Source organism: Parabacteroides sp. KHUB-02 (genome assembly GCF_056640955.1).
On record NZ_JBWQEV010000001.1, the window covers coordinates 923014 to 946620 of the forward strand.

The window sequence follows — 23607 nt, forward strand, 5'->3', positions numbered from 1 at the left end:
ATAATGCCAGAAATTCATAAGAAAGAAAGGGATATTTCTAAATAAATGACACGAGAATCACTTTCTATTCATGTTAATTAAATGGATATTTGTAGTCCAACTATGAATATAAAACACAAAAACGGATAAATTATATTATTAATTAAATAGCTATATCATGAAGAAAAAAAGCGTTTGGGCTTTAGCTTTAGCGGCGATGTTGATGTGGGTGGGAAAACCTGCGGTAGCGGCTGTGAATGAGGCTTTTGATCCAGTAGAGTATGTAAACCCGCTAATGGGTACGCAATCTTCTTTTGAGTTGTCTACAGGAAATACCTATCCGGCGATCGCTCGTCCGTGGGGTATGAATTTCTGGACTCCTCAGACAGGAAAGATGGGAGATGGATGGCAGTATGTATATACGGCTAACAAGATCCGTGGTTTTAAACAGACCCACCAGCCAAGTCCGTGGATCAATGATTACGGACAATTTGCGATCATGCCGGTGGTTGGTAAACCGGAGTTCGACCAAGATAAACGTGCGAGCTGGTTCTCTCACAAAGGGGAGATCGCCAAGGCTTATTATTATAAGGTATATTTGGCGGAGCATGATGTGGTGACGGAATTAACGCCGACAGATCGTGCGGCTATGTTCCGTTTCACTTTCCCTGAAAACGAGCATTCTTATATCGTGGTGGATGCCTTGGATAAGGGTTCTTATATCAAGGTAATTCCGGAGGAGAATAAGATCATCGGTTATTCAACGAAGAATAGCGGCGGGGTTCCCGATAATTTCAAGAATTACTTTGTGATCGAGTTTGATAAACCTTTCACATACGAGGCTACATTTGCCGACGCTTCCTTGAAAGAGGGAACGAAGGAACAAACGAGTGACCATGTAGGAGCCGTTATCGGTTTCAAGACGAAGAAAGGTGAGATTGTCCACGCTAAGGTGGCTTCCTCATTTATTAGCTTCGATCAGGCTGCTATCAATATGAAGGAATTAGGTAACGATAACTTTGATACTTTGGTTCAGAAAGGTAAGGATGTTTGGAATGAGCATCTGAGCAAGATCGAGGTTGAAGGTGGAGATTTGGATCAATACCGTACTTTCTATTCTTGCTTCTATCGTTCATTGTTGTTCCCTCGTAAGTTCTATGAGATCAACGCTCAAGGCGAGGTGGTTCATTACAGCCCGTATAATGGTGAGGTATTACCCGGTTATATGTTTACCGATACCGGATTCTGGGATACGTTCCGTAGTTTGTTCCCGTTCTTGAACTTGATGTTCCCGTCTGTAAACAAGGAAATGCAAGAGGGTTTGATCAATACGTATAAGGAAAGCGGCTTCTTCCCGGAATGGGCAAGTCCGGGCCACCGTGGTTGCATGGTTGGTAATAACTCGGCATCTATCTTGGTAGACGCTTATATGAAAGGCGTGAAGGTTGACGATTTGGAGACTCTATATAAAGGTTTGATCCATGGTACGGAAAACGTTCACCCGAAGGTCTCTTCTACAGGACGTCTGGGGCATGAATATTATAATAAGTTGGGATATGTTCCTTACGATGTGAAGATTAACGAGAATGCCGCTCGTACATTGGAATATGCTTACAATGACTGGTGTATCTGGCAGATCGCTAAACAACTAGGCCGTCCGAAAAAGGAATTGGATTTATATGCCCGTCGTGCGTTGAACTATAAGAACCTGTACGACAAGGAAACCAAGTTGATGCGTGGCAAGAATGAGAATGGCGAGTTCATGGCTCCGTTCTCTCCGCTGAAATGGGGTGACGCTTTCACGGAAGGTAATAGCTGGCACTATTCATGGTCTGTATTCCACGATCCTCAGGGATTGATCGACTTGATGGGCGGTAAGGATTCATTTGTGATGATGCTTGACTCCGTATTTGCTGTACCGCCTTTGTTCGATGATAGCTACTACGGTGGTGTGATCCACGAGATCCGCGAGATGACCGTGATGAATATGGGTAACTACGCTCACGGTAACCAGCCGATCCAGCATATGATTTATTTATACAACTATGCGGGTCAACCTTGGAAGGCTCAATATTGGTTGCGTCAAGTAATGAATAAGATGTATACTCCGGGTCCGGATGGTTATTGCGGTGATGAGGATAATGGCCAGACTTCCGCTTGGTATGTATTCTCAGCGTTAGGATTCTATCCGGTAGCTCCGGGTACGACCCAATATGTGTTGGGCGCTCCGCTGTTCAAGAAGGCTACGATCCATTTTGAGAATGGAAACAACTTGGTGATCAACGCCCCGAACAACAGCGATAAGAATATCTATATCGAATCCATGACGTTCAACGGCAAGAACTACACCAAGAATTATTTGGATCATAACGATTTGTTTAAGGGTGGCGTGATCGACTTCAAGATGGGTGACAAGCCGAATATGAATCGTGGTATTAATCCGGAGGATATGCCTTACTCATTCTCCGTAAACGAGGAAGGGATCAATAAACTTTCCCCTATTTCTGTAAAACCTAGTAAAAAGAAGAAATAAGCAATTAAGATGAATTTCATTCGCAAACCATTAATGTCAGGCATAGCGATATGCCTGACATTTTTCGCATACTCCTGTGCTACACCGGAGAAAACGGAAAACAAGACAGACTTTACCGCATATGTAGATCCTTATATCGGATCGGGAGAGCACGGACACGTATTTGTCGGGGCGAACGTTCCGTTTGGAGCTGTTCAAGTAGGTCCTCAGAATATTTTTAAGGGATGGGACTGGTGTTCCGGTTATCATTACTCCGATAGTATCATTATCGGATTTAGTCATACGCATTTGAGCGGAACCGGATGTTCTGATCTGGGGGATATCCTTCTGATGCCTTATACGGGCGAGGTACGTACCGCCCGTGGCGAGCAAGATAATATAGAGGGAGCCGCTTCTTCCTATTATAAACATGCCAACGAAGCCGTAGCTCCGGGATATTACTCTTTGCTGATGGATAATGGCGTAAAAGCGGAGTTGACGGCAACCGAGCGTGTAGCCTTACATCGTTATACGTATCCGTCGGGAAGCGAGCATCGCCTCTTGATCAACTTGAAGGAAGGTATCGGTGATAAAGCGTATGACACTTATTTGAAGAAGATTGATGAGTACACGATCGAGGGGTACCGTTTTTCCAAAGGTTGGAGCCCACGTCACAAAGTATTCTTTACGTTGAAATGTGATCAGCCGATCGAGTCTTTGGCTGTATTCAACGATGATGAGGCCGCGGGTAATGATGAGTTGACAGGCGAGTCCGTAAAGGGAGTGATTACCTTTAAGGGAGATGCCCCGACCGCCTTGGTAAAGGTCGCTATCTCTTCCGTAAGTTGTGAGAATGCCTTGGCTAACTTACGTACGGAGCTTTCTCATTGGGATTTCGACGAGGTTCGTAACGAGGCTATCGATAAATGGAATGACCAATTGTCTTGTATCTCCATCGATACGAAAGATGAGCGTGCCAAGAAGGTTTTCTATACCGCCATGTACCATGCGTTTATCGCTCCGACGTTGTATTGCGACGCGAATGGCGATTTCCGTGGCCATGATGATAAGGTGTATACGAACAATACTTGGAAGAACTATTCCACTTTCTCTCTATGGGATACGTATCGTACCTTGCATCCGTTGTTCACGATTATCAAGCCTCAATATGTGTCGGATTTGGTGAACTCTATGTTAAGCATTTACGACCAGCAAGAGAAATTACCGATCTGGCCGTTGATTGGTGGTGAGACGGATCAAATGCCGGGATATAGCGCTGTGCCTATTATCGCGGATGCCTATCTGAAAGGTTTTACCGGCTTTGACGCTGACCGTGCGTATCGTTATATGGTTGCTTCCTCTGTCTATGAGAAGCAAAACGGGGTGCCGTACGTGTTGGAAAAAGGCTATATCCCTTGTGATAAGGTACGTGAGGCTACTTCTATTGCGATGGAATACGCAGCCGATGATTGGGGTATCGCCTTGATGGCGAAGAAAATGGGCAAGACGGAGGATTACCAGAATTACTTGAAACGTGGTAAATATTATACGCAGTATTTCGATAAGGATATCAACTTTATCCGTCCGAAAATGAATGATGGCAGCTGGCGTACGCCGTACGATCCGATCCAGTCCATACATAGCGTAGGCGATTTCTGTGAGGGAAATGGCTGGCATTATACATTCTTCGTGCCCCAGCATCCGGAAGGCTTGATCGAGTTGATGGGTGGCGACGCTCCGTTTATCTCGAAACTGGATTCTTTGTTCTTGGTGGAAGGTGAGTTAGGAGAGAACGCCTCTCCGGATATCAGTGGCTTGATCGGCATGTACGCCCATGGAAATGAGCCGAGCCATCATGTTACTTACTTGTATCCTTACGCCGGCGAGCAATGGAAGACAGCCGAGAAAGTTCGTTACATTCAAGATGTGTTTTATACCGACCAGCCGGAGGGCATCATCGGAAACGAGGATTGTGGCCAGATGTCCGCTTGGCATATCATGTCTGCCTTGGGATTTTACCAAGTGAATCCTTCCAATGGCGTGTTCGTGTTCGGTAGCCCGTTATTCGATAAGGCTTCCGTTCATTTGCCGGAGGGTAAGACTTTCGAGGTCGTAGCCCAGAACAACAGCAAGGAGAATGTATATATCCAATCCGTGTTGTTAAATGGTAAACCTTATAATAATTCTTATATCCTGTATGATGATATCGTGAAGGGAGGGAATCTTACCTTTGTGATGGGCAATACGCCGAATAAGGAGTTCGGAGCTGCCCCGGAAAATCGTCCGAAGACGGCTGAGTAAATAGCTCCCTTACTAGTGAGCGGTTTGCTCTGTTACCCCTGAGACAACGTCTCACGGATTGCCGGGAAAGTACCCGGCAGAGAAGCAAAGAATAATTAACGAATTAATAATCGACAAAATGAAGACAAAGCTTAAAACTTCGATGGCCCTTTTGGCTTCCGCTTTCCTGTGGGTGTCATGTGCCGGTGGGGGAGGGACTTCTCCTTCGGCGATGGACCCGGTGGATTACGTGAATCCTTATATGGGAAACATCAGCCATTTATTGGTGCCTACTTTCCCGACCGTGCATTTGCCGAACAGTATGCTACGTGTATATCCGGAGCGTGCGGACTTCACGGGCGACCGTCTGGGCGGTTTGCCTATTATCGTGACAAACCATCGTGAGCGTTCCGCGTTCAATTTATGCCCTTATCAAGGTGACGAATCCGGCTTGCGACCCGTGATCGCTTATAGCTATGACCGGGAGAAGATCTTGCCGTACCGTTATCAGGTATATCTGGATAATGAGGAAATCGACGTGGACTTCGCCCCGTCCCATCAAAGTGCCGTATATTCGCTCACTTTCGAGAAAGAGGGACCGGCTTATCTGGTATTTAACAGCCGTAACGGACAGCTACAAGTAAATGGTAACGCCGTAAGCGGTTATCAATATATAGATAAGAAAACGAAAGTCTTTTTATATGCCGAGACGAACCAGAAGCCTGTGAAAGCGGGGGTATTGTCGAACGGCAGTGTCAACTATAACGAGACCTCCGTGGAAGGTACCAATGCCGCTATCGCCCTTTCCTTCGGGGAGGACGTGAAGAAACTTGGCGTTCGCTACGGTATCTCTTTTATCAGCGAGGAACAGGCGAAGAAGAATCTGGAGCGTGAGATCGCCGCTTACGACGTGGATGTGGTAGCGAAGATCGCCCGCAACGATTGGAACGACGCTTTAGGTAAAATACAAGTACAAGGCGGTACCAAGGATGAGAAGACCGTATTCTATACATCTTTATATCGTTGCTACGAACGCCCGATTTGTTTGAGCGAGGACGGACATTATTACAGCGCTTTCGACGGAAAGATCCATGAGGATGGCGGACGGCCTTTCTATACGGACGACTGGATTTGGGATACCTACCGTGCTACGCATCCCCTGCGTGTCTTGATCGATAATGAGCGTGAGAACGATATCATCAACTCTTATCTCCTGATGGCGGAGCAGATGGGTACCGACTGGATGCCTACCTTCCCGGAGGTGACGGGAGATACACGCCGTATGAACTCAAACCATGCCGTCGCTACCGTGATCGACGCTTACCGCAAGGGCTTGCGTGGGTTTGAGCTGGAAAAGGCTTATATCGCTTGTAAGAAAGGTATCGAGGAAAAGACCTTGATCCCGTGGTCTGCCGCTCCCGCCGGTTGGTTGGACGATTTCTACAAGGAACATGGCTATATTCCCGCGTTGAGACCGGGAGAGAAAGAGACGGTGCCTAACGTATCCATTTGGGAAAAACGTCAGCCGATCGCCGTGACTTTAGGAACTTCGTATGATGAATGGTGCTTGTCCCAGATCGCTCAAGAATTGGGAAAGAAAGACGAGGCGGATTATTATTTGCGTCGCTCTTACAATTACCGGAACGTATTTAATCCGGAGACAGGTTTCTTCCATCCGAAAGATAAGGATGGCAAGTTTATCTATCCATTGGATTACCGTTATGATGGTGGTCTGGGTGCCCGTGATTATTACGATGAGAATAACGGATATATTTATCGTTGGGACGTACAGCATAATATCGGTGACTTGATCTCTTTGATCGGAGGCAATGAGGCGTTTACCTCTGCTTTGGATTCCATGTTCAATACGCCGCTGGGTATGTCTAAATGGCAATTCTATTCCACGCTTCCGGATCATACGGGTAACGTAGGTATGTTCTCTATGGCGAATGAGCCGAGCTTGCATATCCCGTACTTGTATAATTATGCGGGTAAGCCTTGGATGACGCAGAAACGTATCCGTACCTTATTGAATCAATGGTTCCGCAATGATTTGATGGGTGTACCGGGTGATGAGGACGGTGGTGGTATGTCCGCTTTCGTTGTCTTCAGTCAGATGGGATTCTATCCGGTGACTCCGGGTTCTCCTACCTATAATATCGGTAGCCCGATGTTTACCGACGTGAAAGTGGATATGGGTAACGGCAATACGTTCGAGATCCGTGCGAATAACGCGTCCGATGAGAATAAATACGTACAATCCGCTAAGTTGAACGGCGTAACCTTGAACCAGCCTTGGTTCAATCATAGCGATATCGCCGCCGGTGGTTTGTTAGAGTTAGAGATGGGGCCGAAAGCGAATAAGGAATGGGGATTGGGAACGCCTCCTCCTTCTGCTGCTCCGATGCCTAAGTAAATAAAAAAGCGTGTTGCGATTGTCGCAACACGCTTTTTTATGCCAATACCTTAGCGATTAATTTCTTTAGTTCTTTTATATCAATGGGCTTCACTACATAATCCGTGAATTCACATTGTTTGGCGATCTCCTTTTCCCTTTCGAAAGCGAATGCCGTGAGTGCTATGATCGGAATGGTCTTGGATAAGGTGCGGATTCTGCGAGTTGCTTCGAATCCGTCCATAACCGGCATTTTTATGTCCATTAGGATTAGGTCCGGATGATATGTCTCGAACATATCGATAGCCTCTTGCCCGTTTAGCGCATGATAAAGTTGGTATTGCTTGCCAAACAAGGTTTCCAAAAGGAAATAATTCTCATAAACGTCCTCGGCGATTAAGATGGAATGATGCCTATCTGAACGGGGCGTTTCTTCGGATTGGACGAGGATGTCCGGTGAAAGCTCAATATCAGTCCGTTTTGTGTCCAAAGGCAGAGTGAACCAAAAAGTGGAACCCACCCCTTCTTCAGAGTCTACGCCGATTTTACCTCCTAATGCCTCGATAATGGTTCGGCTGATGGTTAATCCCAATCCCGTACCTTGCTGGAAAGTATCTACCTTGATGAATCGCTCGAATATACGTCTTTGGTTTTCCGCGGAGATACCGATACCTGTATCTTTCACGCAGACTCGGATAAAATCCCCTTCTATCTCATAATAAATCGTGATACTTCCTTTTGTGGTAAATTTGATAGCGTTATTCACGAAATTGGATATCACTTGCATAACCCTCCGCTCATCGGTTTTAACGATTACGGATGGGGAGTCGAGATCAAAGATCAGATCCACGTCTGAAGGCATCTTTATAGAGTCTGCCAATGCGATTTCGCCACATATATCCTTGATGTCCACTTCCTCGAAATGATAATCCATGGTTCCCGCCTCGATTTTAGAGAAATCAAGGATATCGTCGATCAGTTGCAGTAGCAAATCATTGTTTTTATGGATGATATCTAAATAAGATTGACGCTCTACCTCATCATCAATCTCGGCGATTATATTTGAGAACCCGACGATAGCGTTCAGCGGCGTGCGTATCTCATGACTCATATTCGCCAAGAACGCGGACTTCAATTTATCAGCTTCCTTTACCTTGATTAGCTCGATCTCCTTTTCCCGTTGCTGGGTTATATTGGAGGTGTAGCTTACGATCCTGTTAGGCGTTCCGTCATCGTTGAATTTATAGGAGCGTACATTGGAGTTGAACCAGAATGTTTTGCCATTGAGGATACGCCTGTAAGCCGCTACGAAGTTATTGATCTTCCCTTGCAGGAGAGGTTTGAACTGTTTATTATATACCCGGTCAAAATCATCCGGATGGATTGAAGATTTATAGTCTTCTTGATTCTTGAAGTTGTAATCATGAATTGCTTTTAGCCCCTCATTATTATTAATGTCTTCATTGAGGCCAAAATCTACGGTCAATTTATCATTCTCTACATCGTATTCCCAAAGAATGGAATCCCCGGTATCTACCGATACTTTTAGCCGGGCTAGGCTATTTTCGATTTGTTCCCGCTTGATGTGATTCTCGGTATCGTCGAATACAATATAAATATAGCCGAATATATTATCAAGAGAGTCTTTTAATGTGACTCCTTTTACCAACAGATGCTTTGTTTTAGAATCATGATGACTATCGTAATAGCCATTTTGAGAAGCAACCTTGAAATCATAATTAAGTGGAAAGAATATATCTTTTCCGTTTTTGAGGCTTTGGTTTACATATTTCGGGATATTAGGATTCTTGAACATATTCAGTCCCACGGCCTGCTCACGGGTAACACCAAAAATATCGAGATCCGCTTGGTTGATATCTACCAACACTCCATTCTCATCATAAAGTTCGGCGCCCCAAGGCATCTTGTCGAAAATGATCTTAAACTTCGTCTCGCTTTTCATGACTTGCATAGCCGTATGTTCTACTAATCCTTGAACTTCCCCTCTTTCAATGGCTATGGAAAGGATATCAGCCAACATATGTAAATTCTCTATATCTAAGGCACTCCAGTTCCGTTTCTTTTTTACAGAATCAAAGCCGATAAATCCGGATGGTTTGCCTTGCTTGAAAATAGGGATGACTAATAAGGATGAAACCTCTTGCAAAATCAGAAGATGCTGCTCACTCTTCGCCTCTTCCGGCATTTTAGAGACATCATGAATAACGATATCCATGCCCTTTTTGATACTATCGTACCACCAAGGAATCTCGTCTTGCGGGAGTTGACGCAGTAAATCCTCTCGCATAGAGATAATGCCATCACAAGTAACTTCATTCGTAAAGTCAACAGTATGAGTTTGTTCGTCAAATGTTCCGATATACACCCGATCCACATCGAAAAATTGTAAGATGCGGAATAGCGCTTGGTCAATAACCGAGTTTTCTTTGGCTCCAAGAAGAAGTGACAATACATCCGACATCGTTTTTCGCAAATCAATCATATTGGCCAAAATCAAGTCGGTCTTTTCATCTTCTACATCGGTCTTCTTGTCTATAGCCTCATTAAGAAATGTTGTATTGGAATGAATGTTATTCATGATAAATTGAGTGTACTAAATTTATTCGAAAACAAATGTAAGTATAAACTTTGATTATTTTTTGTTTTAGTGTTTATTATATTATTATCGTGGCTTTAAAAATAATTTTGTACGTTTGTAAATAGTTGAATTAAACTTGAAATCTATGGATAATAAAATCATATTGACGATAGGCCGCCAGTTCGGAAGCGGTGGCCGCGAGATCGGACAACGTTTGGCGAAGGAGTTGGGTATCGGTTACTATGATAAGGAACTGATTACCGTGGCGGCCCGTGAGAGTGGATTATGCGAGGATGTTTTCGAGAAGGCGGACGAACGTGCCTCCAGTGGTTTATCGTACGCTTTTACGATGGGGTACTCTTCTTTTATGGGAGGGATGTTTACGCCTTATAATGATATTTTGTCTAATGACGGTCTTTTTAAGATACAGAGTGACGCTATCCGTAAATTGGCGGAGACTGAGTCGTGTGTTTTGGTAGGGCGTTGCGCTGATTATATCCTCCGGGATGATCCGGCTTGTTTGAGCTTCTTTATCCATAGTTCAGTGGAGAGCCGAGTCCAAAAGACCGTGGAAAGGCATGGTGTGACAGTGGAAGAGGCGAAGAACATGATGGAGAAGACTGATAAATCCCGTGCGGCTTACTATAATTATTATACGAATAAGACATGGGGAATGGCCTCTTCTTATAATTTCTCGATCGATGTATCCGTATTAGGGATCGACGAGACCGTGGAATTTATGAAAAGCTTTATCGAGCGCAGATTGAATAAGCGTCCGTCTCATTTCGGATAAATCGTATTCTTGAGAAACCATTATTGAATAGAGATTAACCTATTAAAACTAAGAAAGTATGCGAAAACCTTTTATTACTGTTCGGCTGACCCATGGTATGTTGGGCGCCTTGTTAGTTTCCACCTGTGCTTGTTCGGGCACGAAGTGGACGGAGGTAGAGAAAGATTCTATCCGTATCGTTACCCAGCAAGAAGGAGCTGTATTAGGATATTCGGCCAATTCGGGGGTGAGACTTCTTGCCGTTGACGGATATGCCTTCAAAGATCTGAATCGGAACGGGTTGCTTGATCCGTATGAGGATTGGCGTCTTACCCCCGAGGAACGTGCCGTTGATTTGGCCGGGCAGTTATCTACAGAGGAGATCGCCGGATTGATGCTTTATAGCGCCCATCAATCTATCCCCGGTGCCTCGAAAGGGTTTGGAGCTTCTACCTACAATGGCAAATCTTTTGATGAGAGTGGAGCCCAGCCATCCGATCTTTCCGATGCGCAGCGTAAATTCCTCACCGAGGATAATGTTCGTCATGTATTGGTTACGAGAGTACAAAGTCCAGAAGTGGCGGCTCGCTGGAATAATAATGTGCAAGCTTTAGTGGAGGGCATCGGTCACGGTATCCCAGCCAATAATAGTTCCGATCCTCGCCATGGTACGGCTGCGGATACAGAGTATAATTTTGGTAGTGGAGGACAGATCTCCTTATGGCCCGGTTCTTTAGGTTTGGCGGCTACTTTCCGTCCGGAAATGATGAGACGTTTTGGTGAGATCGCCTCTGCTGAATATCGGGCGTTAGGTATCGCTACTGCCTTGTCCCCGCAAGTGGATATGGCGACGGAGCCCCGCTGGAGCCGTGTGAGCGGTACGTTTGGAGAGGATCCGGACTTGGTTACGGATATGTCTCGTGCGTATGTGGACGGTTTTCAGACTTCAACCGGTGGGAAAGAGATTCGTGACGGTTGGGGCTATGAGAGCGTAAACGCCATGGTAAAACATTGGCCGGGGGGTGGACCGGGTGAGGCTGGACGTGATGCTCATTACGGTTATGGTAAATACGCTGTTTACCCCGGAAAGAATATCGAGGAACAAAAGAAGCCTTTTGTGGAAGGCGCCTTTAAATTGGATGGAGCTACCGGCAAAGCTTCTGCGGTGATGCCTTATTATACGATTTCTGTTGGACTGAATCCGGATGGTGCGGATATTGCGAATAGTTACAACCGTTATCTGATTACGGATCAATTACGTGAGAAATATGGATACGACGGTGTGGTTTGTACAGACTGGGGAATCACGGGTGATGAGACGGGCATAGAGACCTTCGCCGGAAAACCTTGGGGAGCGGAGGAGCTTTCTGTTGCCGAACGGCATTACCGTATTTTGATGGCTGGCGTAGATCAGTTTGGTGGTAATAACGATAAAGGCCCGGTATTGGAGGCTTATAAGATGGGTGTGGAAGAGATGGGAGAGCCCGCCATGCGTGAACGTTTCGAGACTTCTGCCGTACGTTTATTACTGAATATCTTTCGGACAGGATTATTTGAGAATCCCTATTTAGACCCTGCCGAATCCCAAAAGATCGTAGGGAATCCTGATTTTATGAAGGAGGCTTACGATGCCCAGCTCGCTTCTGTCGTGATGCTGAAAAATAAGGGAAACGCCTTACCTATGAGTAAGGAGATGAAGGTGTATATTCCGAAACGTTATTATCCGGCGGTAGTCGGTTTCTTCGGAACGACTAGCGAGGCTCATAGGGATGATCCGGTGAATTTGGATTTGGTTCGTAAGTATTTTACGGTCGTTGATAATCCCGATGAGGCGGATTTCGCTATCGTCTTTATGACGAGCCCGATCAGTGGTACGGGGTATGATAAATCCGATCGTGAGAAAGGAGGAAACGGTTATATGCCTATCAGTTTACAGTATAATGATTATACCGCTACCTATGCCCGTAACCCAAGTTTGGCGGGGGGAGATCCGTTTGAGAATTTCACGAACCGTTCTTATAAAGGTAAGTCCGTGAAAACAGCTAATAAGCAGGATATGCTTTCTGTTTTGGAGACAAAGGCTAAAATGAAAGGTAAGCCTGTAATCGTATCTTTGGAGATGGATAAGCCCACGATTATGTCCGAGTTCGAGGGTTCGGCGGATGCCATTTTGGTGAACTTCGGTGTACAAAACCAAGCGGTCTTGGATATCATCAGTGGAAAAGCCGAGCCTTCCGCTTTGTTGCCTTTGCAGATGCCGGCAGATATGCGTATCGTGGAGGAGCAATTCGAGGATGTTCCCCGGGATATGAAATGCTATACGGACAGCGAGGGCCATCTGTATGATTTCGCTTTTGGTATGAATTGGAAAGGCGTTATCGATGATGAGCGAGTGACTAAATATAAATAGGGTAAATTACATTTTTGTGTTTTTGTGGTTACGGTATCTATATATAATGCCTAAATTTGCATGGTAATATTATTAAGTGCAGACCATGAAAATTATGACATTGCAGGGAACGGACAAATTGTTATATGAACTTGTCGCGCCTTTGGTCATGAATCCAGCCATTTTGCGACAAAATAACAATTACCCTTTTAAAACATCTCGTAGCCACGTTTGGTATATAGCCTTTCATGAAACGGCTGTTGTTGGTTTTATGCCTGTAAAAAAAGGACATATCTATTACTCTATAGACAATTATTTCGTGAGTGGTGACGATCCTTCGGTATTGAGTGAACTTCTTGAAGAAGTCATAAAGGATTTTTCATCTCAAGCTTCACTTATGGCTGTTGTGCATAAACGTCATGTAAAAGTGTTCTCACAAAAAAAGTTCCAGACATGTGTTGAGTGGAAAAATTATGATAAAATGCATTATTTACCGGAGGTAGAGTCATGATGCGAAGAATGGATGTGTACGAGGCGACAGAGAAAAGATTGAAGATCATTTTTGATTATTTCGATTACGTATACGTCTCTTTTTCCGGCGGAAAGGATAGTGGTGTACTGTTGAATTTGTGTGTAGATTATATTCGTAGATACGCTCCGGGACGAAAACTAGGTGTATTTCATATGGATTATGAGGTTCAATACAGCCAGACGACCGAATATGTGGAAAAGGTTTATGCCGCTAATTCCGATATCCTTGATATTTATCATTGTTGTGTTCCTTTTAAAGTCCAGACATGTACATCTATGTTTCAACAATATTGGAGACCTTGGAGCGAGGAGTGCCGGGATATCTGGGTTCGAGAGATGCCCCATTCATGTCTCCGGGCGAAAGACTTTGACTTCTTCAAGGTGGACATGTGGGATTATGATTTTCAGAATATGTTCCCTTTTTGGTTGTATCAACGGAAAATGGGCCGGCGTATATGTTGCCTTGTTGGTATCCGTACCCAAGAGAGTTTTAATAGGTGGCGGGCCATACATAGTGATAAGAATTACAGAAAACTAGCTAATTATAAATGGACTCGCAGAATGAATTATTCTATATATAACGCATATCCTATTTATGATTGGAAAACTCAGGATATCTGGATAGCGAACGGAAAGTTCGGTTGGCCATATAATCATTTGTATGATTTGTATTATCAAGCAGGGGTGCCTTTGTCCCGGCAACGTGTGGCGAGCCCATTCATATCCCAAGCGATATCCACACTGTTCATTTACAAAGTTGTCGATCCCGACATGTGGGGGAGGATGGTTGGACGTGTAAACGGTGTTGGCTTTGCCGGTATATATGGGAATACCTCCGCTATGGGATGGAGGGCTATCAAGTGCCCAGCCGGGTTCTCTTGGGAGAAATATATGTATTTTCTCCTAAATACCTTACCCGAAGAAACTCGTGAGAACTATTTGAATAAGTTAAGAGTCAGCCGTAAATTCTGGAGAGAAAAAGGGGGATGCCTCAGTGAGGAGACAATCGCTAAGTTACGGGCGGCTAATATTCCTATCATTGTGGAAGAATGTACCGCTTACCATACGGATAAGAAACCAGTACGGATGGAGTATATCGATGATATCAATATACCCGAGTTTAAAGAAATCCCTACTTACAAACGTATGTGTGTTTGTATTTTGAAAAACGATCATACATGCAAGTATATGGGTTTTTCCCAGACAAAACGAGAGAGGGATATGAGAAAAGAAGTAATGGACAAATATAATTTTTATAAGCATGGGAAACTTTGTTAGTCCGGCATATGGTGTTAGGGCTGTCCCTATAGAAAAAATTGTAGCCAACAGCTATAACCCTAATATCATGGCACCACCGGAAATGCGATTATTGGAACTTTCCATTTGGGAGGATGGCTATACGATGCCTTGCGTCTGTTATTATCTTGAAGAGGATGATTTATATGAGATAGTAGATGGTTATCATCGTTATCTGGTTATGAAGCAATCTCAAAGGATTTATGATCGTGAGAAAGGAATGTTGCCTGTAACGGTGATTGAGAAAGATATTTCAAACCGAATGGCTTCAACCATTCGCCATAACAGGGCTCGAGGGATGCACAACTTGGAACTTATGACGGAGATTGTTACGGAGTTGGTCAAATCTGGGATGTCTGATAAGTGGATCATGCGTAATATTGGAATGGATAAAAATGAGTTACTTCGGTTCAAGCAGATTTCGGGATTAGCTGAATTATTCCGGGATAAAGAATTCGGTTGGTCTGATGACTGGTCGGAAGAAGATTAAGCTTTTTACATTTCTCAATATGTTGAGGAGCAATTTGTTTGTTCGCCGATATATCGAGTATATAATGTTCTTTCCCTTCCAACTCAGAGTCTGTCCAAAGCTCGATAACCGAATTGCCTTTTGCCCGTAACCCTCCCATAATGGCGCTTTGCCCGAATCGTTCTCTCAATATGTCTTGCAACTCAAACAAGCAGGGAGCCTGTTTGGGCAAATTGGTTTTCACTACGGTTTGCGGAGTGATTGTAAAATTCTTCGCATCCGTTACTTGTCCCCAAGAACATACCACCACTAACAGCAGCGACAATATGATATTGATTTTTCTGACGGTAAAGCACATAACTTCTTTTATTTAAGATATTGTATCAAGGCATCGCATTGTTCCATATATCCTTGCAGCGTATCTGCCATTTGCGGCATTTCAGGAAGCAGTTCACCACATATCCGTTTGATGCCGGGTAGTTCCATCAATCCGGGAAATCCTTTTCGCATCCATTCTTTCTTAGAGGGATAATCGTCCGGAAGATTAGTGTATAGCATTTGGTAGTAGCTGATGGATAATGCGATTTGTTGTATCTGTTTTGTCTCTCCTTCGGGGTATTGTTCCAGTTTGTTGATAGCTTCCGTAAACAGGGATCGCTGCATTTCGATGGTAGCCGGATAATCACCCAACAATACAAGTGTCTGTAACAAATAAATACGGCAAGTAGCAAGTTCCTGCTCAGTTAACGGCAGTCCGCTCAGGTACTCAAGCCCCTCTTTGACCTCAAGGAGAGAGAGCAGGCGTTCCGGTGGCAACGTGCCCGGTTCTTGTGCCTTCAGCCATTGGTGGCAAGCGAAACTGACCACGCAACGGTGGAGCAGGCGTGACGGATCATTTTCATCTCCTGTAAGGGAGGCATAACGGTCGGCTTCCGCAAAATCATGCTTTTCTATAAGCTTGTACATTATGCGTTTACAAAATTCTGGAAATAGAGATTCCTGTTTCTCTTTCCACTGGTTGTACGGGGTCTCCCAACCGGCAAGGAAAGACATTTCCTCTTCTTCAAAATCGAAATCCATCTCTTTCCCATAGGCTCCTGCCACTTCAAACGCTTCGGGAACTGCCAGCAGCCGGAGCAACGCTTGGATTCTTTCCGGTTCGGGTGCATTGTCATCGTCCAAACCTTCCACTACGCAAAGTAGCGGAAAGAACGCATACCAATGTCCCAGCGTATCGGCTCCTCTTTTATCCCCTTCGGCAAGTGCCTTAGAAGCTAAGGGAACAATTTGTTCCGCCAATTCCAAAGGGGCTAGTAGCCGAAGTTCCGCCTTTGCCGATACAGGAAGAACACCCATCTCAAGCAGCTTTTTCCATAACGCAGTCCCTGCGGTGACACAACACTTTCCGGAACAACCGTCCACATAAGTACCATCTTTCAAGAAACCGCCCTCTATGGCAAGCCGCCTCGCCTCGCTACGCTCCGGCTCAGGCAATTGCTCCGGAGGCAAAAGAGAGAGATAACCGAGTTGTTCCAGTTCATCACGAACCCGTAATACCGTGTACCCGCAGTCCAGTTGATTCTGGATTTGGTAAAGACTATAACAAATACTTTGTGCCAAAGGTGGAACAGGAGAGGCGGTCGCTGTTGTTATCACGGAATATTCCACCAAACTTTCTATAGCATGCATTGACATAATTGCAGTGATTTATAAGGATTAATATGAGTCCTATTGGTTGATAAATTGAAAACCAGAGATAGAAACTATAAGTTTGAATTACCTAATTACAAGATTTACAGATTTAATACCACTACGTTTATCGTAAGCAAAGTTACAGATATTTATTATTTGACCGATGATTTTTGCAAAGAATTTGCATTGCAACAAGGAAAAGACTAACATACCGTGATAATTATACTGATAACCTATGGTTTTATATGAATGTTATTGGCTATTGTACCCGATGAAATTGCTGGCAAATCTTCAAGGCATCTTATACATTATCCATCCGAATGACGGAAAAATTGAGGGGAAACATAGAAGTGGAACCTGAAGGTGTACAGTTATACTAATTTTTTGTACATTTGCTCCCGACTTTTCACATAGGGGTGCCCGAGTCATACGGGCTGAGATTATACCCATCGAACCTGATCCGGGTAATGCCGGCGAAGGGAAAATAAGGTAGAACTAGGAAATAAAGGGGGCGTTACCTCTATGTGCTCCCTGATGTTTAAACTTTAATTAGTTATTAAGATGGAACAGATTGTTTCAAGTGGAATCATTGACTCTTACTTCGAGAAGTTGAAGAGCAACTTGTCTGTGGATGTAGCGATCGTGGGAGGGGGACCTTCCGGTATCGTAGCCGCTTATTTCTTGGCGAAAGCCGGTAAGAAGGTGGCGTTGTTTGATCGTAAGCTGGCTCCCGGTGGAGGTATGTGGGGCGGCGCTATGATGTTCAACGATATCGTGGTGCAGGAAGAGGCTATGCCGATCATCAAGGAATTGGGCGTAAGCTATAAGGAAGGTGCTAACGGCACGTATATCATGGATTCGGTACATACCACTTCCGCTTTGATTTATCAGGCGACGAAGGCGGGCGCTACGATCTTTAACTGCTATTCGGTAGAGGACGTGGTGTTTCATAACGATGCCGTAGCCGGTGTGGTAGTGAACTGGGCTCCGGTAATCCGTGAGGGGATGCACGTGGATCCGTTGACGATCATGGCAAAGGCTGTCTTGGAAGGTACGGGGCATGATTGCGAGATTGCCCGTGTGGTAGCCCGTAAGAATGATATCCAATTGAATACACCGACCGGAGGCGTGATCGGCGAGCGTTCCTTGAATGTGGAGCTGGGTGAGCAGACGACGGTGGAGAACACGAAGGAGATCTACCCGGGATTATTCGTTTCCGGTATGGCCGCTAACGGCGTAAGCGGTAGCTTCCGTATGGGACCGATCTTTGGCGGCATGCTGATGAGCGGCAAGAAGGCTGCTGAGTTGATCTGCGAAAAACTTGGGAATTGAAAATTGAGAATTGAGAATTGAAAATTATTGATTGTTGTATCTTTAATTTTCAATTCTCAATTCCCAACGGTTTTTCCTTGTCTCAAGAATAAGAATCCCGTTATGATCAACGCCGTGGATAATCCCGTATAGAATACAGAAATGAAAGAATTCGGCAGTAAATGGAGCGCACGGATCGTGATCCCGAAAGCGATCATGAAGATCATGATAATCCAACCTTTCACGTCGAAGAAAGAGAACGGGCAATGTTTCCCGTTTTTCCGGGAGATCCGTTCGGAATGTTTATAGAAAAGCCGTTTAAAGACCAAATTGAAGAAAAGTAAGAAAACGATGGTCGCTTCCCCGATCTTGAATAACCAATAATGGGTATCGTTTAACCATGTGACGATACCGATGCGTAAGATATTGATACCGGCGAAAATCCATACGCAACCGGCGGTATATAATAATACCTTTTTATTTACTCCAAACTTCATCTATCTTTTTATTTACCGCAAACTTACAACATTCATGTAAAAAACGGAAAAATATCCTTATCTTTGTGCCATGCGTGAGAAAATGAAACAGAGGGTTGTACAATACGTGGTGCTGATGGCCGGCATCTTGGCATTGCTTTCTGTGGTTATCCCTCACCATCATCACCGGGACGGGATGCCTTGTTATCAATCCTTGACCGCGGAGCAAGCGCATGGCGATAAAAGCACTGATACGCATGATTGCGGTTGCGACGGGCATAACTTGGCCTATTTCAGTACGCATATTTCTCATTTTATGGATGGAGATGTGGATATACATCTGATGCCGTTACTCGTCTTATTTGATTACATTTATCCACCTGAACCGGCGTTTTGCGGACAGCTCCTTGATCACGAGAACGCCCCCTACATTGAGTCGCTGCACGACACTTGGATAGTGAGTGCCTCGGGACTTCGTGCCCCTCCTATGTCTTGATACCTCGTTTGTGAGAGTGGGTGAGGACAGACTTGCCCCTATCTATTTATTATTAACGATATCAAGATTTTTTACACAATGAAGAAAATATATTTGGTAGGTGCGATGTGCGCTTACCTGTTTGCCGGTTGTGCGGGAAATGCGTCGCAAGCCGGACACGATGAGCATAATCATGAATTAGAGGCTCACGACCATGAGCATGAAGGTGAGGATCACGATCATGATCATGAGGGACATGAACACGAAGGCCATGACCATGAGCATGAGGCCGGTGGTACCCATCCCGATGAGATCGTCTTTAAGAAAGCCTTGGCCGAGGCTGTTGGTTTACAAACCGTAACGGTTAATCCCGCTCCTTTCACGGATGTGATCAAGACGAGCGGACGAGTGATGGCAGCGCAAGGGGAGGAGTCCGTGATCGTCGCTACCGTCCCCGGCGTGATCTCGTTTGGTAGCTTGCCATTCGTGGATGGTACGGCGGTACGCAAGGGACAGGCCGTGTTGAGTATCGCTTCCAACGCCCTCTCGGATGGAGACGTGGCGGCAAGGGCTAAATTCGCTTATGAGACGGCGAAAAAGGAATACGAGCGTATGCAAGCCTTGGTAGGCGATAAGATCGTATCCGCCAAGGATTTCGAGCAGGCCCGCTTGAATTACGAGAACGCCAAGGTCGCTTATGAGGCGATAGCGGGAAAACAGACGGCGAAAGGCGTGTCTGTAGTCTCTCCCTTGAATGGTTACTTGAAGAACATCCAAGTGAAAGAGGGTGATTATGTATCCGTAGGCCAGCCTTTGGCTACGATCTCGCAAAACAATCGTTTGGTATTGCGTGCGGACGTGTCTGAGAGGTATTACAACGATCTTCCCATGATCCAAACCGCTAATTTCATGACTCCGTATGATAACGCTCTCTATAAATTGTCTGATTTGCGTGGACGGTTGTTATCGTATGGAAAGGCTTCCGATATGAACTCTTTCTATGTACCGGTGACTTTCGAGTTCGATAATAAAGGAGCGGTTATCCCCGGTTCTTTCGTGGAGATCTTTTTGTTGACAAAGCCGATGGAGAATGTCTTGAGCGTGCCTGTCTCCGCCCTTATCGAGGAGCAGGGCGTTTATTCGGTATTTATCCGTCTGGATGAGGAAGGCTATAAGAAGCAATGGGTGACGCTGGGAGCGAATAACGGCTCGGAGGTACAGATCCTTTCCGGATTGAAACCGGGCGATGAGGTCGTGACTCGTGGCGCTTACCAGATCAAGTTGTCTTCCGCTTCTAACGCGATACCGGCTCATAGCCATAGCCATTAATAGGAGGGACGTTGCATGTTAAATAAGATAATTTATTATTCATTGCACAACCGGTTGGTAATCTTGGTTTGTGCGCTATTGCTGATGATCTGGGGTACGTACACGGCGTTTAATACGGACGTGGATGTGTTCCCGGACTTGAACGCCCCGACGGTCGTGATTATGACCGAGGCGAACGGTATGGCTCCCGAGGAGGTGGAACGCTTGGTGACATTCCCTGTGGAGACTGCCGTGAACGGTGCGATGGACGTGCGGCGTGTACGTTCCTCGTCTACCACCGGATTCTCCGTGGTTTGGGTAGAGTTTGATTGGGGTACGGATATTTACCGGGCTCGTCAGATCGTGTCCGAAAAACTGGCTGTCTTGGGTGAGAGCCTTCCCGAGAACGTAGGTAAACCGACCTTAGGCCCGCAGTCATCCATCTTGGGTGAGATGATGATTCTCGGTTTGACCGCCGATTCCACGTCTTTGTTGGACTTACGTACGATCGCCGACTGGACGATCCGTCCCCGTTTGTTGTCTACGGGCGGTGTGGCGCAGGTTGCCGTGATCGGTGGCGATATTAAGGAGTACCAGATCTTGTTGGACCCGGCTCGTATGAAGCACTACGGTGTAGGGTTGAACGAGGTGTTGGATGTTTGTCGGAATATGAACCGGAACGCCAATGGTGGTGTATTGTATGAGTTTGATAATGAGTATATCATCCGGGGAGTCTTGTCTACGTCGAAGGCGGAAGAGATCGCTCAGGGTGTGGTGAAGACCGTGAATGAGTATCCGGTTACGCTGGGTGATATCGCTACGGTTAAGATCGGCGGTAAAAGCCCGAAGCTGGGAACCGCTTCCGAGCGGACAAAGCCAGCCGTGCTGATTACCGTGACTAAACAGCCGGATACGAGTACGGAGAAGTTGACGGAGAAGCTGGACGAGATTGTTGTCGATTTGCGGAAGAACTTGCCGGTGGATGTACATGTCTCTACGGATATATTCCGCCAGAGTCATTTTATCGATAACTCTATTAATAATGTAAAGAAGAGCTTGTTTGAGGGTAGTTTCTTCGTGGTGATCGTCTTGTTCCTGTTCTTGATGAATATACGTACGACGGTGATCTCGTTGGTAGCCTTGCCGTTATCTTTGCTGGTCTCTATCATCGTATTGCACTACATGGGATTGACGATTAACACGATGAGCTTGGGAGGTATGGCGATCGCTATCGGTTCCTTGGTGGATGACGCTATCGTGGACGTGGAGAACGTGTATAAACGAATCTGGGAAAACCGGCTCTTGCCTCCGGATCAGCAACGCTCTACCTTGGAGGTGGTTTACGACGCTTCCCGTGAGGTACGTATGCCGATCTTGAACTCTACCTTGATTATCGTGGTGAGCTTCGTGCCCTTGTTCTTCTTGAGTGGTATGGAAGGCCGTATGTTGGTTCCGCTGGGTATCGCTTTTATCGTGGCGTTGTTTGCTTCTACGGTGGTGGCGCTTACCTTGACCCCGGTGCTTTGTAGCTATTTGCTGAACCGTAAAGCGACGGGAATGAAGGAACTGCGTGAGGCTTGGATAGCCCGGAAGTTGAAGGTGGTGTATAAACGGGCTTTGGAGTTAGCGTTGGCTTACCAGAAATGGGTGCTAGGTACCACGATCGCTTTGTTTGTGGTCGCCTTGGTGATCTTCTTTCATTTGGGACGTAGTTTCTTGCCCCCGTTCAATGAGGGTTCTTTTACGATCAACGTAAGCTCGCTTCCGGGAATTTCCTTGGACGGGTCGGATCAGATCGGACGCCGTGCGGAAGCGTTGCTGTTGCAAGTGCCCGAGATAAAGACTGTGGCTCGGAAGACCGGTCGTGCGGAATTGGATGAGCATGCCTTGGGCGTGAATGTTTCCGAGATCGAGGCTCCTTTCGAATTGCAAGACCGTAGTCGGGATGAGGTGATGAATGATGTCCGCAAGAAGTTATCTACGATCAGTGGCGCTAATATAGAGATCGGGCAACCTATTTCCCATCGTATCGACGCTATGCTTTCCGGTACGGAGGCGAATATCGCTATCAAGCTGTTTGGTACGGACTTGAACCTGATGTTTACGGTCGGAAACCAGATCAAGGCCGCTATCCAAACGATCCCGGGTCTGGTGGACTTGAAGGTAGAGCAACAGATCGAGCGTCCGCAGTTGACAATCACCCCGAAACGTGAGTTGCTGGCTAAATATGGTATTCCCCTGCCGGAGTTCGAGGAATATATCAATGTGATGTTGGGTGGAGAGGCCGTAAGTCAGGTGTACGACGATGGCAAGAGCTTCGACCTGACCGTGAAGACCTCCGACGCTAGCCGTGCCACGATGGATGATATTAGTAATCTGATGATCGATGCCGCCGGACAGAAAGTGCCGCTAAGCTACGTGGCCGATATCCGTTCCGTGACCGGTCCGAATACGATCAATCGTGAGAATGTGCAACGTAAGATCGTGATTAGTGCCAATGTATCGGAACGTGACTTGCGAAGTGTGGTTAATGAGATACAGGATCGGGTAGAGGCTAATATCCGTTTGCCGGAGGGATACCATATCGAATATGGTGGCCAGTTCGAGAGCGAGGCGGCGGCCAGCCGTACCTTATTGCTGACGTCATTGATGTCGTTATTGGTGATCTTCATGTTACTGTACAATGAGTTCAAGGACGTGAAGGAGAGCGGCGTGATCTTGTTGAACCTGCCGTTGGCGTTGATCGGTGGCGTGATTATCCTATGGCTTACTTCCGGCGAGATCAGTATCCCGGCGATTATCGGTTTCATTTCCTTGTTTGGTATCGCTACCCGAAACGGTATGCTGCTGATCAGCCACTATACGCATTTGCGTGGAGAGGGAATGGGATTGCGTGAGTCCGTGATACAAGGTTCCCTAGACCGTTTGAACCCGATCTTGATGACGGCGTTGAGTTCCGCCTTGGCGTTGATCCCGTTGGCGTTGAATGGCGATCTTCCCGGGAATGAGATCCAAAGCCCGATGGCGACGGTGATCTTGGGTGGTTTATTAACCTCTACGTTCTTAAACGGATTCATCATCCCGATTGTTTATCTGATAATGAACAAGAATAAAGAATAAGTT

General features: G+C 45.8%; 15 protein-coding genes and 1 riboswitch. Of the genes, 12 read left to right on the plus strand and 3 right to left on the minus strand.

What is annotated here, in order from left to right:
• Positions 1-157 precede the first annotated feature (157 nt).
• From ACYIA1_RS04030 to ACYIA1_RS04040, 3 genes are all read left to right on the plus strand, one after another.
• Positions 158-2512 (plus strand): GH92 family glycosyl hydrolase, encoded by a 2355-nt coding sequence (locus ACYIA1_RS04030; protein WP_146374836.1) that lies wholly within the window; start codon positions 158-160, stop codon positions 2510-2512.
• A gap of 9 nt (positions 2513-2521) precedes the next feature.
• Positions 2522-4792: a GH92 family glycosyl hydrolase gene (locus tag ACYIA1_RS04035; RefSeq protein WP_480334464.1), complete on the plus strand. Its 2271-nt coding sequence runs from the start codon at positions 2522-2524 to the stop codon at positions 4790-4792.
• 118 nt (positions 4793-4910) lie between these two features.
• On the plus strand, positions 4911-7187 hold the full coding sequence (locus ACYIA1_RS04040) for a GH92 family glycosyl hydrolase (protein ID WP_195205844.1): 2277 nt from the start codon (positions 4911-4913) through the stop codon (positions 7185-7187).
• A gap of 37 nt (positions 7188-7224) precedes the next feature.
• Here the strand turns inward: ACYIA1_RS04040 and ACYIA1_RS04045 are convergent, their stop codons facing one another.
• Positions 7225-9765, minus strand: a complete 2541-nt coding sequence (locus ACYIA1_RS04045; RefSeq protein WP_480334466.1) for a hybrid sensor histidine kinase/response regulator — start codon at positions 9763-9765, stop codon at positions 7225-7227.
• 145 nt (positions 9766-9910) lie between these two features.
• Between ACYIA1_RS04045 and ACYIA1_RS04050 the strand changes: the two genes are divergently transcribed.
• The 5 genes from ACYIA1_RS04050 (at position 9911) to ACYIA1_RS04070 (ending at position 15243) form a co-directional block, all read left to right on the plus strand.
• Complete coding sequence (locus ACYIA1_RS04050; RefSeq protein ID WP_008772507.1) at positions 9911-10558, plus strand: cytidylate kinase-like family protein; 648 nt, start codon at positions 9911-9913, stop codon at positions 10556-10558.
• Between the two features lie 58 nt (positions 10559-10616).
• Positions 10617-12947 carry a glycoside hydrolase family 3 protein gene (locus tag ACYIA1_RS04055; RefSeq protein WP_413634254.1) on the plus strand — a complete coding sequence of 777 codons (2331 nt, stop codon included), beginning with the start codon at positions 10617-10619 and terminating at the stop codon, positions 12945-12947.
• Between the two features lie 85 nt (positions 12948-13032).
• Positions 13033-13437 (plus strand): hypothetical protein, encoded by a 405-nt coding sequence (locus ACYIA1_RS04060; protein WP_005866444.1) that lies wholly within the window; start codon positions 13033-13035, stop codon positions 13435-13437.
• On the plus strand, positions 13434-14735 hold the full coding sequence (locus ACYIA1_RS04065) for a DUF3440 domain-containing protein (protein WP_196009082.1): 1302 nt from the start codon (positions 13434-13436) through the stop codon (positions 14733-14735). Before ACYIA1_RS04060 ends, ACYIA1_RS04065 begins: the two co-directional genes overlap by 4 nt.
• The gene (locus tag ACYIA1_RS04070) at positions 14719-15243 is read left to right on the plus strand and encodes an IbrB-like domain-containing protein (RefSeq protein WP_005857955.1); all 525 of its coding nucleotides are present in this window, start codon (positions 14719-14721) and stop codon (positions 15241-15243) included. Before ACYIA1_RS04065 ends, ACYIA1_RS04070 begins: the two co-directional genes overlap by 17 nt.
• A gap of 345 nt (positions 15244-15588) precedes the next feature.
• Here ACYIA1_RS04070 and ACYIA1_RS04075 read toward each other — a convergent pair whose 3' ends face one another.
• Positions 15589-16917 (minus strand): hypothetical protein, encoded by a 1329-nt coding sequence (locus ACYIA1_RS04075; protein ID WP_048927835.1) that lies wholly within the window; start codon positions 16915-16917, stop codon positions 15589-15591.
• Between the two features lie 399 nt (positions 16918-17316).
• Positions 17317-17413: riboswitch (TPP riboswitch) on the plus strand.
• A gap of 62 nt (positions 17414-17475) precedes the next feature.
• Here ACYIA1_RS04075 and ACYIA1_RS04080 point away from each other — a divergent pair.
• Entirely contained in the window at positions 17476-18246 is a 771-nt protein-coding gene (locus ACYIA1_RS04080) for a sulfide-dependent adenosine diphosphate thiazole synthase (protein WP_005857953.1), read from the plus strand.
• Between the two features lie 56 nt (positions 18247-18302).
• Here the strand turns inward: ACYIA1_RS04080 and ACYIA1_RS04085 are convergent, their stop codons facing one another.
• Positions 18303-18722, minus strand: a complete 420-nt coding sequence (locus ACYIA1_RS04085) for a hypothetical protein (RefSeq protein WP_005857951.1) — start codon at positions 18720-18722, stop codon at positions 18303-18305.
• Between the two features lie 70 nt (positions 18723-18792).
• Here ACYIA1_RS04085 and ACYIA1_RS04090 point away from each other — a divergent pair, with 70 nt between their 5' ends.
• The 3 genes from ACYIA1_RS04090 to ACYIA1_RS04100 all read left to right on the plus strand — a co-directional run bounded on the left by ACYIA1_RS04090 (position 18793) and on the right by ACYIA1_RS04100 (position 23604).
• Positions 18793-19197: a DUF6769 family protein gene (locus ACYIA1_RS04090; protein ID WP_005857949.1), complete on the plus strand. Its 405-nt coding sequence runs from the start codon at positions 18793-18795 to the stop codon at positions 19195-19197.
• A gap of 78 nt (positions 19198-19275) precedes the next feature.
• A complete protein-coding gene (locus tag ACYIA1_RS04095; RefSeq protein WP_005866455.1) occupies positions 19276-20505 on the plus strand; it encodes an efflux RND transporter periplasmic adaptor subunit in 1230 nt (409 codons plus the stop codon).
• Positions 20506-20520: 15 nt separating this feature from the next.
• Positions 20521-23604 (plus strand): efflux RND transporter permease subunit, encoded by a 3084-nt coding sequence (locus ACYIA1_RS04100; RefSeq protein ID WP_480334472.1) that lies wholly within the window; start codon positions 20521-20523, stop codon positions 23602-23604.
• The last annotated feature ends 3 nt before the right edge of the window (positions 23605-23607 follow it).

Bases quoted from the DNA above. Each gene is read 5' to 3' on its own strand.
- ACYIA1_RS04030 (WP_146374836.1), top strand. From the start codon at position 158: ATGAAGAAAAAAAGCGTTTGGGCTTTAGCTTTAGCGGCGATGTTGATG.
- ACYIA1_RS04035 (WP_480334464.1), top strand. From the start codon at position 2,522: ATGAATTTCATTCGCAAACCATTAATGTCAGGCATAGCGATATGCCTG.
- ACYIA1_RS04040 (WP_195205844.1), top strand. From the start codon at position 4,911: ATGAAGACAAAGCTTAAAACTTCGATGGCCCTTTTGGCTTCCGCTTTC.
- ACYIA1_RS04045 (WP_480334466.1), bottom strand. From the start codon at position 9,765: ATGAATAACATTCATTCCAATACAACATTTCTTAATGAGGCTATAGAC.
- ACYIA1_RS04050 (WP_008772507.1), top strand. From the start codon at position 9,911: ATGGATAATAAAATCATATTGACGATAGGCCGCCAGTTCGGAAGCGGT.
- ACYIA1_RS04055 (WP_413634254.1), top strand. From the start codon at position 10,617: ATGCGAAAACCTTTTATTACTGTTCGGCTGACCCATGGTATGTTGGGC.
- ACYIA1_RS04060 (WP_005866444.1), top strand. From the start codon at position 13,033: ATGAAAATTATGACATTGCAGGGAACGGACAAATTGTTATATGAACTT.
- ACYIA1_RS04065 (WP_196009082.1), top strand. From the start codon at position 13,434: ATGATGCGAAGAATGGATGTGTACGAGGCGACAGAGAAAAGATTGAAG.
- ACYIA1_RS04070 (WP_005857955.1), top strand. From the start codon at position 14,719: ATGGGAAACTTTGTTAGTCCGGCATATGGTGTTAGGGCTGTCCCTATA.
- ACYIA1_RS04075 (WP_048927835.1), bottom strand. From the start codon at position 16,917: ATGTCAATGCATGCTATAGAAAGTTTGGTGGAATATTCCGTGATAACA.
- ACYIA1_RS04080 (WP_005857953.1), top strand. From the start codon at position 17,476: ATGGAACAGATTGTTTCAAGTGGAATCATTGACTCTTACTTCGAGAAG.
- ACYIA1_RS04085 (WP_005857951.1), bottom strand. From the start codon at position 18,722: ATGAAGTTTGGAGTAAATAAAAAGGTATTATTATATACCGCCGGTTGC.
- ACYIA1_RS04090 (WP_005857949.1), top strand. From the start codon at position 18,793: ATGCGTGAGAAAATGAAACAGAGGGTTGTACAATACGTGGTGCTGATG.
- ACYIA1_RS04095 (WP_005866455.1), top strand. From the start codon at position 19,276: ATGAAGAAAATATATTTGGTAGGTGCGATGTGCGCTTACCTGTTTGCC.
- ACYIA1_RS04100 (WP_480334472.1), top strand. From the start codon at position 20,521: ATGTTAAATAAGATAATTTATTATTCATTGCACAACCGGTTGGTAATC.